The 13,174-nt window shown below is 73.9% G+C and carries 13 protein-coding genes; 4 read left to right on the forward strand and 9 right to left on the reverse strand.

Annotation, left to right across the window (positions count from 1 at the left end; genetic code table 11):
- Positions 1–62 precede the first annotated feature (62 nt).
- The 5 genes from O7622_RS03550 to O7622_RS03570 all read right to left on the reverse strand — a co-directional run bounded on the left by O7622_RS03550 (position 63) and on the right by O7622_RS03570 (position 4,695).
- The gene (locus O7622_RS03550) at positions 63–650 is read right to left on the reverse strand and encodes a hypothetical protein (RefSeq protein ID WP_282311835.1); all 588 of its coding nucleotides are present in this window, start codon (positions 648–650) and stop codon (positions 63–65) included.
- 58 nt (positions 651–708) lie between these two features.
- Entirely contained in the window at positions 709–2,133 is a 1,425-nt protein-coding gene (locus tag O7622_RS03555) for a HAMP domain-containing sensor histidine kinase (protein ID WP_282314025.1), read from the reverse strand.
- A 16-nt stretch (positions 2,134–2,149) separates the two neighbouring features.
- Positions 2,150–2,833 carry a response regulator transcription factor gene (locus tag O7622_RS03560; RefSeq protein WP_282311836.1) on the reverse strand — a complete coding sequence of 228 codons (684 nt, stop codon included), beginning with the start codon at positions 2,831–2,833 and terminating at the stop codon, positions 2,150–2,152.
- A gap of 68 nt (positions 2,834–2,901) precedes the next feature.
- On the reverse strand, positions 2,902–3,414 hold the full coding sequence (locus O7622_RS03565; RefSeq protein ID WP_282311837.1) for a hypothetical protein: 513 nt from the start codon (positions 3,412–3,414) through the stop codon (positions 2,902–2,904).
- A gap of 108 nt (positions 3,415–3,522) precedes the next feature.
- Positions 3,523–4,695, reverse strand: coding sequence for an acetyl-CoA C-acyltransferase (locus O7622_RS03570; protein ID WP_282311838.1), 1,173 nt, complete (start codon positions 4,693–4,695; stop codon positions 3,523–3,525).
- Positions 4,696–4,794: 99 nt separating this feature from the next.
- On the opposite strand from O7622_RS03570, the gene O7622_RS03575 reads away from it, so the two are divergent.
- Complete coding sequence (locus O7622_RS03575; protein WP_282311839.1) at positions 4,795–5,226, forward strand: PH domain-containing protein; 432 nt, start codon at positions 4,795–4,797, stop codon at positions 5,224–5,226.
- A gap of 3 nt (positions 5,227–5,229) precedes the next feature.
- On the opposite strand, the gene O7622_RS03580 is transcribed toward O7622_RS03575, so the two are convergent.
- Both O7622_RS03580 and O7622_RS03585 read right to left on the reverse strand, forming a co-directional pair.
- The gene (locus O7622_RS03580; protein WP_282311840.1) at positions 5,230–6,171 is read right to left on the reverse strand and encodes a rhomboid family intramembrane serine protease; all 942 of its coding nucleotides are present in this window, start codon (positions 6,169–6,171) and stop codon (positions 5,230–5,232) included.
- Between the two features lie 25 nt (positions 6,172–6,196).
- Positions 6,197–6,727, reverse strand: coding sequence for a peptidylprolyl isomerase (locus O7622_RS03585; protein WP_091413296.1), 531 nt, complete (start codon positions 6,725–6,727; stop codon positions 6,197–6,199).
- An 84-nt stretch (positions 6,728–6,811) separates the two neighbouring features.
- Between O7622_RS03585 and O7622_RS03590 the strand changes: the two genes are divergently transcribed.
- The gene (locus tag O7622_RS03590; protein ID WP_282311841.1) at positions 6,812–7,651 is read left to right on the forward strand and encodes a hypothetical protein; all 840 of its coding nucleotides are present in this window, start codon (positions 6,812–6,814) and stop codon (positions 7,649–7,651) included.
- A gap of 72 nt (positions 7,652–7,723) precedes the next feature.
- Here the strand turns inward: O7622_RS03590 and corA are convergent, their stop codons facing one another.
- Together corA and O7622_RS03600 are read right to left on the reverse strand one after the other, a co-directional pair.
- The gene (gene corA / locus O7622_RS03595; protein WP_282311842.1) at positions 7,724–8,872 is read right to left on the reverse strand and encodes a magnesium/cobalt transporter CorA; all 1,149 of its coding nucleotides are present in this window, start codon (positions 8,870–8,872) and stop codon (positions 7,724–7,726) included.
- Positions 8,873–9,207: 335 nt separating this feature from the next.
- Positions 9,208–10,302, reverse strand: coding sequence for a PLP-dependent aminotransferase family protein (locus tag O7622_RS03600; RefSeq protein WP_282311843.1), 1,095 nt, complete (start codon positions 10,300–10,302; stop codon positions 9,208–9,210).
- 198 nt (positions 10,303–10,500) lie between these two features.
- On the opposite strand from O7622_RS03600, the gene O7622_RS03605 reads away from it, so the two are divergent.
- The gene (locus O7622_RS03605) at positions 10,501–11,379 is read left to right on the forward strand and encodes a 3'(2'),5'-bisphosphate nucleotidase CysQ (protein ID WP_282311844.1); all 879 of its coding nucleotides are present in this window, start codon (positions 10,501–10,503) and stop codon (positions 11,377–11,379) included.
- Positions 11,380–11,480: 101 nt separating this feature from the next.
- Complete coding sequence (locus O7622_RS03610) at positions 11,481–13,115, forward strand: hypothetical protein (protein WP_282311845.1); 1,635 nt, start codon at positions 11,481–11,483, stop codon at positions 13,113–13,115.
- Positions 13,116–13,174: the final 59 nt, after the last annotated feature.

Below are 13,174 nucleotides of genomic sequence, written 5' to 3' on the forward strand. Positions count from 1 at the left end.
GATGGCAGGTCGGGGCATAGCGTAGCCTGGCACATTGCTCAGGTCACGACAGCCCAGGCACCCTATTCCTGGCGAAGTGGCACCACCACGAGCCGGGCCACGCTCTTGTCGCCGTCCTTCGCGCCGGCCACCCCGACCGTCGTACCGATCTTGATGTCGGTCGATCGGATCGCGGTCCGTCGCTCGACCACCCGCAGTCTCTCGCCGAACGTCCACGTCGCGGTGAAGCCGTCGGTGGACTTCACGGTCATCGACCTGTCGTCGATCGCGGTCACCTCGCCGCGCTGGACCGCGACTGTCTTCGTACCGCCGTCCCTGGTCCGCACGACCGCCTCGCCGTGCAGCGTGTTGCGCCGCAGCAGCACCCGGGCGCGGTGCCGCTTGTGCCCGTCCTTCGCCCGCTCGCCCTTGCCGTCCGGCCCGGCCTGCGGCGTGCCGGAGGGTGCCGGGGCGGCGACCGGGTCCACGTCCAGCTCGTCGGCGTCGACGCCGAGCGCGGCGAGCGCCTGGCCGTCCACGCCCAGGGCGGCGCTCACCTCGACCGCGTCGTCCGGCGCCGCGCCGGGGCGGCTCACGCCGCACCCGGCGAGCCCGAGCGCCGCGGCGGCGAGCAGTGCGGTGGCGCCGGTGACGATTCGCTGACGTCTCATCTGTGGTCCTCTCCTCGCGGTGACGACCCGAGCGTTCCGCACCGACGCGAGGGGACGGTCAAGCCGATGTTCGGGCCGCGTAAGGATCCGGCGGCACCCGGACGGTGAAGGCGGCTCCGCCCTCCGGGGCGTGCCCGGCGGCGATGTCCCCGCCCAGCCGGCGGACCAGCCCGGCGGCGAGCGCCAGGCCCAGCCCGCTGCCCACCTTGCGCACCCCCCGGTACCGCTCGTGCAGCGCGCCCCGCTCGAACGCCACCCTCAGGTCGTCGTCGGTGAAGCCGGGTCCGCCGTCGCGGACCTCCAGCACCCCGCCGCCGGCCGGGCCGGCGGCCCGGACCGCGAGCACCACCGGCGCCCCTGGAGGTACGACCCGCAGCGCGTTCTCCAGCAGCCCGTCCACCACCTGCCGGATCCGGCCCGGATCGGTGTACGCCGGCACCGGCACACCCGGCGTCTCCAGCCGGAACGGCACCCCGAGCGCCGCGCACCGGCCGGACCAGGCGCGCTCCGCGTCGGCGGCGAGCCCGGCCAGGTCGACCGGCACCGGTTCCAGGGGGAAGTCGACCGCCTCCAGCCGGGCCAGCGCCAGCAGGTCGCGGACCAGCCGGTCCAGGTGTTCGGCCTCGGCGAGCACGGTCCGGCCGGTCGCCGGCACGGCGTCGGCCTCGATCACGCCGTCGGCCAGCGCCTCGGCGTAGCCGCGGATGGCGGTCAGCGGGGTCCGCAACTCGTGCGAGACGGAGAGCAGGAACTCGCGCTGCCGCCCCTCGCTCGTGGCGAGCGCGGCGGCCAGGCCGTTGAGCGCGTGCGCCAGGTCGGCCACCTCGTCGGGCGGCTCGACCGGCACCCGGACCGCCCGGTCCCCGGCGCGCAGCCGGGCGGCGGCGGTGGCTGCGGTACGGATCGGCCGGGCCAGCCGGCGGGCGAGCAGCAGTCCGGCGGCCACCCCGGCGGCGAGTCCGGCGAGCAGGGGCAGCCAGAGCCCGCGCAACACCTGCCGCCAGGGCGCGGCGCTCCGTGCCCGGGTCAGCACCACCCCGTCCCCGCCTGGTAGCGACCGCGCCTCGACCAGCCGGCGTTGCCCCTCGACCAGCCGCCGGCCGGAGACGTTCTCGCCGCCGGCCACCCGCGTCACCAGCGGTCGGGGCAGGCCCGGCCGGTCGGCCCGGCCGTCCCGGATCACGTACACGCCGATCTGCTGCTGGCGCAGCTGCCGGATGAGCCGGTCCCCGGCGCCGTCGCGCTGGCGTACCGGCCGCACCCGGAGCACGTCGGCGGCGAGCCGGGCCTGGGCGGCGAGCGCCGCCTGGTCCCGGCGCTCCGCGCCGCGTACCGCCAGGGGCACCGCGACCAGCGCGGTGACGAGCACCGACACCAGCGCCACCGCGCAGGTGGCGAGCACGGCGCGGGCGGTGAGCGTCCGCCCGGGGCGGCGGCCGCTGCGGGCCGGACCGGTGGGCGAAATCGGCACTGTGGACGGCATCGGCACTGTGGGCGGCTCAGGCATCGGCGGCGTACCCGACGCCTCGATGGGTACGGATCACGCTGTCCGGGCCGAGTTTGGCCCGGACCTGCGCCACGTGCACGTCAACGGTCCGGGTGCCGGCGTGCGCGGCGTATCCCCACACGCCCGCGAGCAGCTCCTCCCTGGTGAACACCCGGCCGGGACGCGCCATCAGGTGCGCGAGCAGGTCGAACTCGGTGGAGGTGAGGTGCACCGTCGTACCGCCGGCCATCACCGTCCGGCGGGCCGGGTCGAGTGTGACGGTGCCGAGCGTGCGGGGCTGCTCGGGGGGCACACCGGCGGTGCGACGCAGAACGGCCCGCAGCCGCGCGAGCAGCTCGCGCGGGCTGAACGGCTTGGTGACGTAGTCGTCGGCGCCCAGTTCCAGCCCGACGACGCGGTCCACCTCGTCGTCGCGGGCGGTGAGGAAGATGACAGGCGTCCAGTCGCCCGCCGCGCGCAGGCGGCGGCAGATCTCGGTGCCGGCCAGGCCGGGCAGCGCGATGTCGAGCACACAGGCCACCGGTCGCAGGCGCCGCGCGGCGGCCAGCCCGGCCTCGCCGTCACGTTCCAGGTGTACGCCGAACCCGTCCCGGGTCAGGTAGAGCCGGACCAGGTCGGCGATGGCCGGCTCGTCCTCCACCACGAGGACGAGCCCGGGCGGGGCGGCGGTGGTCACCGGCTCATGATGACCCACCCGCGACCGCCCGGCCGGTCAGGGAATGTTCGGATCAGGTAAGGAGCACGTCAGCGGGCCGGGGCGGGCCGCATCACCGTCGGCCGGGCGCCCGCCGGCGACTCGCCGATGGTCGCCACCACCCGCTCGGCGGGCGTACGCAGGCGGGTCCGGAAGGCGTGGTTGAGCAGCGCGTCGAGCTGCCACACCTGCTTCGGGTGGTGGGTACGCAGGACGAAACGCTCGCGTACCCCGTCGATCGCGGTGGCCGCCAGCTCCACGCTGTGCGCGCGGGCGTCGGGGCTCCACGTCACGTTGCTCAGCTCGCGCAGTTCGGTGTTGAGGTGCAGGCGCAGCCGGTGCAGCACCCGGGTCTGCCGGGTGACCACCAGCCGCCGGTGGGTGAGGAGCATCAGGTAGTCGCCGCCCACCGGGTCGTCCGGGCGGCTGCACCGGGTGACCAGGATGGTCGCGTCGCCGGAGCCGACGCACCGGCGGAACACCGGCATGTGCCGGGTGACGGTCTGGGTCGCCAAGCCGGTCTCGGCGGCGGCCGGAAGGAACGTTCGCGAGAACACGTCCATGCCGGGTCCAACGAGCCGATGACCAGGGGTGATATGGGTCACGTCCGATTTCTGGAACTTCCACACGTGCAAGTCGCACCAGCGGTGCGACACCGGCGGGCGGTCGGATCAGAGCAGCTCGACGATCGTGGCGTTGGCCATGCCGCCGCCCTCGCACATGGTCTGGAGGCCGTAGCGGATGCCGTTGTCCCGCATGTGCTGGAGCATCGTGGTCATGATCCGCGCGCCGGAGCCGCCGAGCGGGTGACCGAGCGCGATCGCGCCGCCCCGCGGGTTGAGCCGCTCCGGGTCCGCCTCGGTCTCGGCCAGCCACGCCAGCGGCACCGGGGCGAACGCCTCGTTCACCTCGTACACCCCGATCTCCTCGATGCCCAGCCCCGCGCGGCGCAGCGCCTTCGCGGTGGCCGGGATCGGCGCGGTGAGCATGGTGACCGGGTCGTCGGCGGCGACCACTGCGGTGTGCACCCGGGCCAGCGGGCGCAGGCCGTGCCGGCTGGCCCACTCGGCGGTGGTGACCGCGAGCGCGGCGGCGCCGTCGGAGATCTGCGACGCGGACCCGGCGGTGACCACGCCGTCGGCGCGGAACGGGGTGACCAGCTCGCCCAGCTTCGCCAGCGAGGTGTCGCGGCGGATGCCCTCGTCGGCGGAGAACTTGCCGCCGTCGGCGAGCGCCACCGGCGCCAGCTCCGCCTCGAACGCGCCCGCGTCCTGCGCGGCGGCCGCCTTCTCGTGGCTGGCGAGCGCGAACTCGTCGAGCTGGGTACGCGAGAAGCGCCACCGCTGCGCGATCAGCTCGGCCCCGACGCCCTGGTTGAACGGCAGCGGCGAGTCCTCCGCGACGCCCTCGACGCCGCGGTAGCGCTCCAGGATCGCCGCGCTGAACGGCATGCCGCCGGCGACGCTGGAACCCATCGGCACCCGGGTCATCGACTCGACGCCACCGGCCACGACCAGGTCGGCCTGGCCGGAGAGGACCGTCGCGGCGGCGAAGTGCAGTGCCTGCTGGCTCGACCCGCACTGGCGGTCGAGCGTGGTGCCCGGTACCGACTCCGGCCAGCCCGCGGCGAGCACGGCGTTGCGGGCCACGTTCCAGGACTGCTCGCCGACCTGCGACACGCAGCCCCACACCACGTCGTCGACCTGGCCCGGGTCGATACCGGTGCGCTCGGCGAGCGCGCGCAGCACGTGCGCCGAGAGGTCGACCGGGTGCACTCCGGCGAGGCTGCCCTTGCGCCGCCCGACCGGGGTCCGTACCGCGCCGACGATGACCGCGTCACTCATGTCTACTCCCCGGTAACCTCGCTTGCCCCGATACTACGTGCTGACCGGACCGGCCGTCCTCCCCGGGCGTACGGCCGGGACGGCTGGCATGCTGGGCGGATGGATCCACAGTCGCCGCCGGTCCGGCAGTGGCGGGTGCCGCGCGAGGTGCCGGCGATCAAGGCGGTCGGTGCGCTCGCGCTGCTGGCTCTGGGGCTGGTCTTCGCCGGCGGTGATCCGGTCCGTCCGGCGCTCGCCGGGCTGGCCGCCGCCGGTCTGCTCGGATGGGCGCTGCGCGACGTGGTCGCGCCGGTCCGCCTCGCCGTCGACCCGGACGGGCTCACCGTGCTGCGGGGATTCGCCGGGCGGCGCCGGTTGCCGTGGGACGCGGTGGAGGCGGTCCGCCTGGAGCGGCGCAGCCGGCGCGGGATCACCGCCGAGACGCTGGAGATCGACGCCGGGGAGTCGCTGCACCTGTTCGGCCACCGTGACCTGGACGCCCCGCTGGACGAGGTGGCCGCGGCACTGGACGAGGCCCGCCCCGCGCGCTGAGGCTCAGCCGAGCAGTGCGGCGGTGCGGACGAGCGTCAGGCCGATCAGCGCGACCAGCACGATCGCGCCGCCCGCGACCTGGAACAGGGTCCGCCGCGACCGTGGGGCGTACGCCAGGACCAGCGCCACCAGCGCGCCGGCCACGAGACCGCCGAGGTGCCCGGCCACCGAGATGCTCGGCACGGTGAACGTGAAGATCAGGTTGATCACCAGGATCGGGACGATCGCCGAGGTGTCCCGGCCGAGCCGGCGCATGATCACGAAGATCGCGGCGAACAGTCCGAAGACGGCCGTCGATGCGCCCGCGGTGAACCGGTTCGGCTCGGTGAACAGGTAGGCCGCGACGTTGCCGCCCAGCCCGGCGAGCAGATAGAGCGCCAGGAAACGCAGCGGCCCGAGCACCGCCTCCAGCGTCCGGCCGAGCACCCAGAGCGCCCACATGTTCAGCAGCAGGTGCAGCACGCCGTAGTGCAGGAACATGGCGGTGACCAGGCGGTACCACTGGCCGTCGGCCACCCCGCCGATGGTGTCGTCGGGGAAGCGCGCCAGGCCGAGCACCGCCCCCCACTCGGTGAGCGGCGTCCCGTTGCCCATCAGGCCGCCCAGACCGCCGCCGGCCACGGCGGTCCCGCTGCGGGCCGAGAGGATGGACAGCAGCATCATCACCACGTTCAGCGCGATCAGCGCCTTCGTGACGTTGCCCCGGCGGCCGGCGGCACCGCCACCGAAGGCGGTACGCGCCGGCCGCACGCTGCGCCGGCCCTCGGCGACGCACTCCGGGCACTGGTGACCGACGGAGGCGTCCCGCATGCACTCGGTGCAGATCGGCCGGTCGCACCGGGTGCACCGGATGTATGTCTCCCGGCCGGGGTGCCGGTAGCAGACCGGAGTGGTCGGCACCGGACCCCCGGTGGCGTCGCCTGGCTGGCCGGAGCGCTCAGTCATGCGAGCAAAGGTACCCGCGTGCCGCTCAGGACTGCTTGTGCTCGATCTCGACCCGCTCGATCACCACGTCCTGGATCGGCCTGTCGCTCGGGCCGGTCGGGGTGTTGGCGATCGAGTCGACCACCTTCACGGACTGCTCGTCGGCCACCTGACCGAAGATGGTGTGCCGGTTGTTCAGGTGTGGCGTGGGCGACACCGTGATGAAGAACTGCGAGCCGTTGGTGCCCGGCCCGGCGTTCGCCATCGCCAGCAGGTACGGCCGGTCGAAGCGCAGTTCGGGGTGGAACTCGTCGGCGAACTTGTAGCCCGGGCCACCGCGTCCGGTGCCGGTCGGGTCGCCCATCTGAATCATGAAACCGCTGATCACGCGGTGCGAGACGGTGCCGTCGTAGTACGGCCCGCTGCCCGGCTGACCGGTGCGCGGGTCGATGTACTCCCGGGTGCCCTCGGCCAGCTCCACGAAGTTGCGGACGGTCTTCGGCGCGTGGTTCGGGAAGAGCTCCAGCCGGATCGGGCCGGCGTTGGTGTGCAGGGTGGCGTAGACAGCCTCGGCCACGGGTACTCCTCACTCGTAGTTCAGTTCCTTGCGGATCCTCCCATGTGCCCGATCTGGCCATGCGGAGGCATTCGAAGGTGGAGGATGACGAAGGAACAACTCCCAGGAGGTGGGACCGTGTTTGGAATCGGGCGGCGAAAGACCCAGGGCCAGCTCGCGAGGGTCGAGTTGAACCAGGGCATCGGTCACCTGAGGCAGGCCGCCACGCACGCGGCGAAGGGTGCCGGCGCCACTGTCGGCCCGCGGGTCCAGGCAGCCCGGGTCGCCGTCGCGCCGACCGCGGTCCTGGTCCGGGACCGCGCGTCCAGCGGGCTCGCGTCGACCGCCGCGGCGCTCGCGCCGGTGCTGCTGGCCGTGCGCAACGCCCGGGTCGAGGCCGCCGGCAAGGCGTCGAGCGGCCGCAAGGTGCTGGCCGCGAAGCAGTCCGCGATGACGAAGAAGGCGAAGAACATGAAGGCCGGAAAGAAGAAGCAGCGCAGGTCGCGGGGCATGACCGCGGGTCTGCTGGTGGTCGGCACCGTCGCCGGCCTGGCCGGTGCGATGGCGATGCGTCGTCGCCGCGAGCAGCAGGAGTGGGCCGAGTACGACCCGACCGGCACGCTCGACCCGGCCGGCACGCTCGGCGCGACCGGTCGCGACAAGCTGGAGCCGATGCGGGAGGACGTGGACACGATCGTGGTGGAGACCCCGGACGCGAGCGCCAAGGTGACGCAGGCCGGCCCGACCGGCGCCGGTTCCTCGGCGGTGGCCAAGGGCAGCAGCGCGTCGACCGCCACCTCCGGCAGCCAGCCGGTGATCCACCCGAACGACCAGGTCCCCTCCGTGGCCGAGGGCGCCCGGGATGCCTCCGGCCGCCCGGCCGACGACATCACCAAGGCCGTGCAGGCCGGCAAGAACGCCGCGAAGGCCGGCGGTCGCCGCTGACCTCGTACCGTCGGATCAGCGCCGGCACGCGGGACACCCCGCGTGGCCGGCGCTTCCGCGTGTTCGAGGCGGCTACAGCCAGCCGTTGCGGCGGAACAGGCGGTACAGCGTGAAGGACGCCGCGAGCATCAGCGCCCAGACGCCCGGATAGCCGTACGTCCATTTCAGCTCGGGCATGTTGTCGAAGTTCATGCCGTAGATGCCGGCGATCGCCGTCCACACCGCACCGATCGCGGCCCAGGCGGCGATCTTGCGCATGTCGTTGTTCTGGTCGACTGTGACCTGGGCCAGCCGGGCCTGGAGGATCGAGTTCAGCAGGTCGTCGTAGGAGTTCACCTGCTCGACGGTGCGGCTGAGGTGGTCCTGCACGTCGCGGAAGTAGCGCCGCACCTCCTGCGGCACCGCGCGGTTGACCTGCGCGGTGAGCGTCATCAGCGGGCGCTGCAGCGGCGCCACCGCCCGCTTGAACTCGACCAGCTCCCGCTTCATCTGGTAGATCCGCTGGATCCGGCCGCTGCTCTGCCGGTCGAAGACGTCCGCCTCCAGCACGTCGAGGTCGTCCTCCAGCCGGTCGGCCACCTCCAGGTAGAGGTCCACCACGCGGTCGGTGATCGCGTACGCGACCGCCCACGGGCCGTGCCGCAGCAGGTCCCGCTTCGCCTCCAGGTCGGCGCGCACCGGTGCCAGCCGGCAGGCGTCGCCGTGCCGCACGCTGATCACGAAGTGCGGCCCGATGAAGAGCATCACCTGGCCGGTCTCCACCACCTCGGAGTTCTCGGTCAGCTCGGCGTGCTCGCAGTAGCGGGCGGTGCGCAGCACCAGGAAGACGATCTCGCCGAAGTGCTCCAGCTTCGGGCGCTGCTGGGCCTTGACCGCGTCCTCCACAGCCAGCTCGTGCAGGCCGAAGGTGGCGGCGATCTCGGTCATCTCGGCCAGGTCCGGCTCGTGCAGGCCGAGCCAGACGAAGCCGTCCCGCTCCTGCCGGGCGGCGGCCAGGGCCTCGGCGTACCGGGGGTGGCCGGGGCGGCGCTCGCCGTCGACGTACAGCCCGCAGTCGACGATGCCGCTGCGCTCCGGGCCGGCCGGCTGGGCCGTACGCGGGGAGCCGTCGGCGTTGAGGATGCGGGACATCGCGCGTACCGGGGCCGACCAGGCGCGGGGGCGCAGGGCCCGGCTGCCGTCGGTGCCGGCGGTTCGGTCGCGTGCCACCCGGTCCGTCATCTCTCGCCCCCTTCCCCTGGAGCTGCGGCTTGCAGGTTACGCCGACCGGCGGGAAGCGCAGCGCGGGCGCGGGGGACTGGCGGTTGCGACGGGCGTCACGCGGCGGCGCCGGGCGGGCCGGGCCGCGTCAGGGGGGTGAGGGGCGACACGGCCCACCCGGCACCCCTTGGGGGCGGGAGTGATGCTGGCGTGCCGCCGGCCCGGCCGGTCGTCCGGCGTGCGGGCTGGTCACCGGCAGAAGGTGAGCGGCACTCGCAGCATTGTGGGCTGTCGGCCGGTTCAGCGGGAGAGCCGAACCGGCCAGCAGGGCCTTTTTGTCAGAAACCCGACAGAAATCAGCCGCGCACGGCGGCCATCGCCTCGGCGAGACGCCGCACACCCTCGTCGATCCGGTCCGCTGTCACCGCCGAGTACGCCAGGCGCAGCGCGTGCCGGCCGCCGTCGACCATGAAGTCGCTGCCCTTCACCACCGCCACGCCGCGCTCGGCGGCGGCCGGGGCGAGCCGGTCGACCTCGACGTCCTCGGGCAGCTCCACCCAGAGGAAGTAGCCGCCGTCCGGCTCCACGAACCGGGCTTCCGGGATGTGCCGCCGCAGCGACTCGGCCAGCACCGCCGCCCGCTCACCGAGGGCCGAGCGGACCGTCCGGATCGACTCGTCGATCGCGCCGGAGACGCAGAACTGGTGCACGATCGCCTGGGCCACCATGCCGGGCGAGATGTAGAGGTTGGTGGCCCGCTTCGCGATCGCCGCGGTCAGCTCGGCCGGGCCGACCAGGTAGCCGACCCGTACGCCCGGGCAGACCGTCTTGGTGAAGCTGGAGGCGTGTACCACCACGCCCCGGGTGTCCATCGACAGCATCGAGGGCAGCGGCTCGCCCCGGAACCGGATGTCGGCGTACGGGTCGTCCTCGAAGATCGTGAAGTCGTACTCGGCGGCCAGGTCCAGCAGCTCACGACGCTTCTCCAGGGAGAGGGTCACACCGGCCGGGTTCTGGTAGTTGGGAATCACGTGCGCCAGCCGCGGCCGCACCCCGGACTCCAGCAGCTTGCGCAGCTCGGCGGTGTCCAGGCCGTCCGGCTGGATCGTCACGCCGTGCACCTCGCCGCCCATCTGCTTGAGGTTGAGCAGCGTGCGGTCGTACGTCGGGCGCTCGACCACCACCGCGTCGCCCCGGCGGAGCAGGTGGTCGAAGAGGAACGCGTCGGCCTGCAACGAGCCGTTGGTGATCAGCACCTGGTCGGCCTCGACACCGTGCTTCTCGGCGATCCACTTCCGCAAGGGCGGGTAGCCGACGGAGGTGCCGTACGCGGTGACCCCGGCGGGGTCGGCGTCGAAGGCGCGGACGGCGGCGGCCTTGAGCCCCTCGACATCGACGATGTCCAGCGAAGGCGCGCCACGGGCGAACGAGATCAGCTGCTCGGCGGTCATGCGCAGAGCCTAGGGCCTGGCCCGGCGGGTCCGACCGCGATACACGCGAAGTTCAACATGCGGGCGGGCGGCCGGGTCACCGGTGCGTCCGGGGGATCCGAGACCGCCTCGCGACTGTCTACGATCCGACGGACGCTGGCGCCGGTCCGACCGGACGCCGAAGGATGACGGGTCGCGGCAGACCCGGGAGAACAAGGGATGGGGCTCGTGACCGAGGACGAGGCGGGACGGCTCGACGACCAGCGGTTCGCGCAGTGGCTGGCGACCGAGGCCGGCAGGGCGCTCACCGCGCTGCGGGACCGGCAGGGCTTCGCCGACCCGAAGGCGCTCAAGGACGCCGGCGACCGCGCGTCGCACGAGCTGATGACGGCGGCGCTGGCCCGGCTGCGGCCGGCCGACGCGGTGCTCTCCGAGGAGGAGGCCGACTCGCGCCGCGCGTGGGCGGACGGCGAGCGCGCGCCCCGGCACGAGGCGGACCGGGTCTGGATCATCGACCCGCTGGACGGCACTCGTGAGTTCTCCGAGGAGGGGCGGGACGACTGGGCGGTGCACGTGGCGCTCTGGCAGCGCTCCGCCGCCCCCGACGGCGCCCTGGTCGCCGGCGCCGTGGGCATGCCGGCTCGGACCACAGTGGACGGTACGCCGCTCGTGCTCGGTACCACCTGCCCGCAGCCGAAGGCGTCCGAAGGGCCGATCCGGATCGCGGTGAGCCGCAGCCGCCCGCCGGCGTTCGTGGGCGAGCTGGTCGAGATGCTCGGCGCCACCGCCGTGCCGATGGGTTCGGCCGGTGTGAAGGTCTGCGCGGTGGTGACCGGCGAGGTCGACGCGTACGTCCACGCGGGCGGTCAGTACGAGTGGGACAGTGCCGCCCCGGTCGCCGTGGCGCTCGGTGCGGGCATGCACGCGTCGCGGATCGACGGTTCGCCGCTGCGCTACAACCGGGCCGACCCGCGGCTGCCCGATCTGCTGGTCTGCCGGCCCGAACTGGCCGACCAGTTGCTCGACGCCATCGCCCGGACCGGTGTCGAGATGCCCGCTTCGACCGTCACCGGTGACCAGGGTGAGGCGTTCGGCTGAGTGTCACGGTACGTACGGCCAGGTGGATGAGGGTTATCGTCGGGCAGGTATGCGTGGCGATCTGAGCCCCGACCACGGGCCGCCGACAGCCAGGGAGGGTCATGCCGGCCGACCGAGAGCCGCACAATGCCTTCGGGCAGCCGACCGGCCTGTGGCCGGGTCAGGACATTCCGCGTCAGGTGGGCGGCCCTTCGCTGCCCTGGCCGGAGGCCGGGAGCGCGCCACCGCCACCACCCGCCCGGCCGGGCGGTGACCTGCCCTGGCCCGAGCGCGACCGGCCCGACGCCGGTCGCCACGACGGGCCCGGGCACGACCCGGTCGGCTGGGACGCCGCTCCCGGCACGACGAACGGCTGGGCGCCGGAGCAGGACGGCCCCTGGCCGCAGCACGGGCCGGCGGGCCACGGCGACGCCGCCTGGCCGCAGGGTGAGCCGCACGACGATGCCTGGGCCGCGCAGGCCGGGCCGGCGGCGGTCGGCCACCCCGGCTGGGCACCGCACGACGAGCCCGGCGGGGCCGGACCGGCGGGCGAGGCGGGCTGGGGTGCGGGCACCACGGCGACCGCCACGCTGACCGGACCGCCCCCGGTGGACGTTCCGCACGGACCGGCCGCCGACGGGCCGGGCCGGCCGCCCGCGCCGCCGCTCGCCCCGGCCCCCGTGCCGTCGTCCGGCGGCTCCCGCCGGCGCTGGCGGGTCGCCATCGCGGCAGCGGTGGCCCTGGCCGTGGCCGGCAGCGGAGTCGCGGTGGCCACGTTGCGACCCGACTCGGCGGACCGGCAGGCCGGCGGGACACCCGGCTCGGTCGGGCCGGCGACCTCGATGGGCCCAGGCACGCCCGGCACCCCGGGCGCGGCGCCGAGCGCCGACCAGGGTCTCGGCGGCAAGCCCTCGGCGCGTCCGTCGGCCTCCGCGGACGCCGGGCCGGCCTTCTCCGGTACGCGACTGACGTTGCCCGGCGCCTCGATCGGTGTGCAGAACGGAGAGACGTTCGGCCAGGCGCTGGCCCGGTCCGACCGGACCTTCGGCAAGCTGCGGATGGCGCGGATCTTCTTCCCCGGCCTGCCGCCGGCCTGGTCCGGCAGCCGTGCCGACGTGGTGGACCGGACCGTGGTGGTGTCGTTCAAAGCGTCGCCGCAGGAGGTGAACACCGGCAAGTTCGACTCCCGCCTGACCTCCTGGTTCGCGTCGATCCCGCGCGAGCACAACGTCTACTGGTCGTACTTCCACGAGCCGGAGGACGACGTCGAGCGCGGCGCGTTCAGCACGGCGGCGTACCGGACGGCGTGGAAGCGGATCGCCGGCCTGGCCGACCGCACGGGCAACCCGAAGCTGGTCAACACGCTGATCCTGATGTGCTGGACGCTCGACCCGAAGTCCGGGCGCAGCTTCGACGCGTTCTACCCGGGTGGCGACGTGATCGAGGCGCTCGGTTGGGACTGCTACAACTGGGGCGCCAAGTGGAAGCGGTACGCCCCACCGCAGGAGATCTACGGCGCGATGATCAGCAAGTCGAAGGCGCTCGGCAAGCCGTGGGGCGTCGCGGAGACCGGCAGCGACCTGGTCCCGGGTGACCCGGGCACCGGCCGGGCGGCCTGGATCCGGTCGATGACCGGCTTCCTCAACGGCCAGCGGCCGGAGTTCGTGGCGTACTACAACCAGACGGTCAGCCAGGGCGACTTCCGGCTGCTCGACCAGCCGAGCATCCAGGCCTGGAAGTCCTTCTGCGCGGCCTGACCGGATGATCGTACGACAACGGGCGGGCGACCTCGGTCACCCGCCCGTTTCGCGTACGG

It is taken from the genome of Micromonospora sp. WMMD1076, from assembly GCF_029581475.1.
GTDB classification, from domain to species: Bacteria; Actinomycetota; Actinomycetes; order Mycobacteriales; family Micromonosporaceae; genus Micromonospora; species Micromonospora aurantiaca.

Excerpts from the sequence above, each read along its gene's own strand:
- O7622_RS03600 (WP_282311843.1), bottom strand. The coding sequence starts at position 10,302 with ATGACCGCCGAGCAGCTGATCTCGTTCGCCCGTGGCGCGCCTTCGCTG.
- O7622_RS03550 (WP_282311835.1), bottom strand. The coding sequence starts at position 650 with ATGAGACGTCAGCGAATCGTCACCGGCGCCACCGCACTGCTCGCCGCC.
- corA (WP_282311842.1), bottom strand. The coding sequence starts at position 8,872 with ATGACGGACCGGGTGGCACGCGACCGAACCGCCGGCACCGACGGCAGC.
- O7622_RS03580 (WP_282311840.1), bottom strand. The coding sequence starts at position 6,171 with ATGACTGAGCGCTCCGGCCAGCCAGGCGACGCCACCGGGGGTCCGGTG.
- O7622_RS03590 (WP_282311841.1), top strand. The coding sequence starts at position 6,812 with ATGACGAAGGAACAACTCCCAGGAGGTGGGACCGTGTTTGGAATCGGG.
- O7622_RS03605 (WP_282311844.1), top strand. The coding sequence starts at position 10,501 with ATGGGGCTCGTGACCGAGGACGAGGCGGGACGGCTCGACGACCAGCGG.
- O7622_RS03565 (WP_282311837.1), bottom strand. The coding sequence starts at position 3,414 with ATGGACGTGTTCTCGCGAACGTTCCTTCCGGCCGCCGCCGAGACCGGC.
- O7622_RS03570 (WP_282311838.1), bottom strand. The coding sequence starts at position 4,695 with ATGAGTGACGCGGTCATCGTCGGCGCGGTACGGACCCCGGTCGGGCGG.
- O7622_RS03575 (WP_282311839.1), top strand. The coding sequence starts at position 4,795 with ATGGATCCACAGTCGCCGCCGGTCCGGCAGTGGCGGGTGCCGCGCGAG.
- O7622_RS03555 (WP_282314025.1), bottom strand. The coding sequence starts at position 2,133 with ATGCCGTCCACAGTGCCGATTTCGCCCACCGGTCCGGCCCGCAGCGGC.
- O7622_RS03610 (WP_282311845.1), top strand. The coding sequence starts at position 11,481 with ATGCCGGCCGACCGAGAGCCGCACAATGCCTTCGGGCAGCCGACCGGC.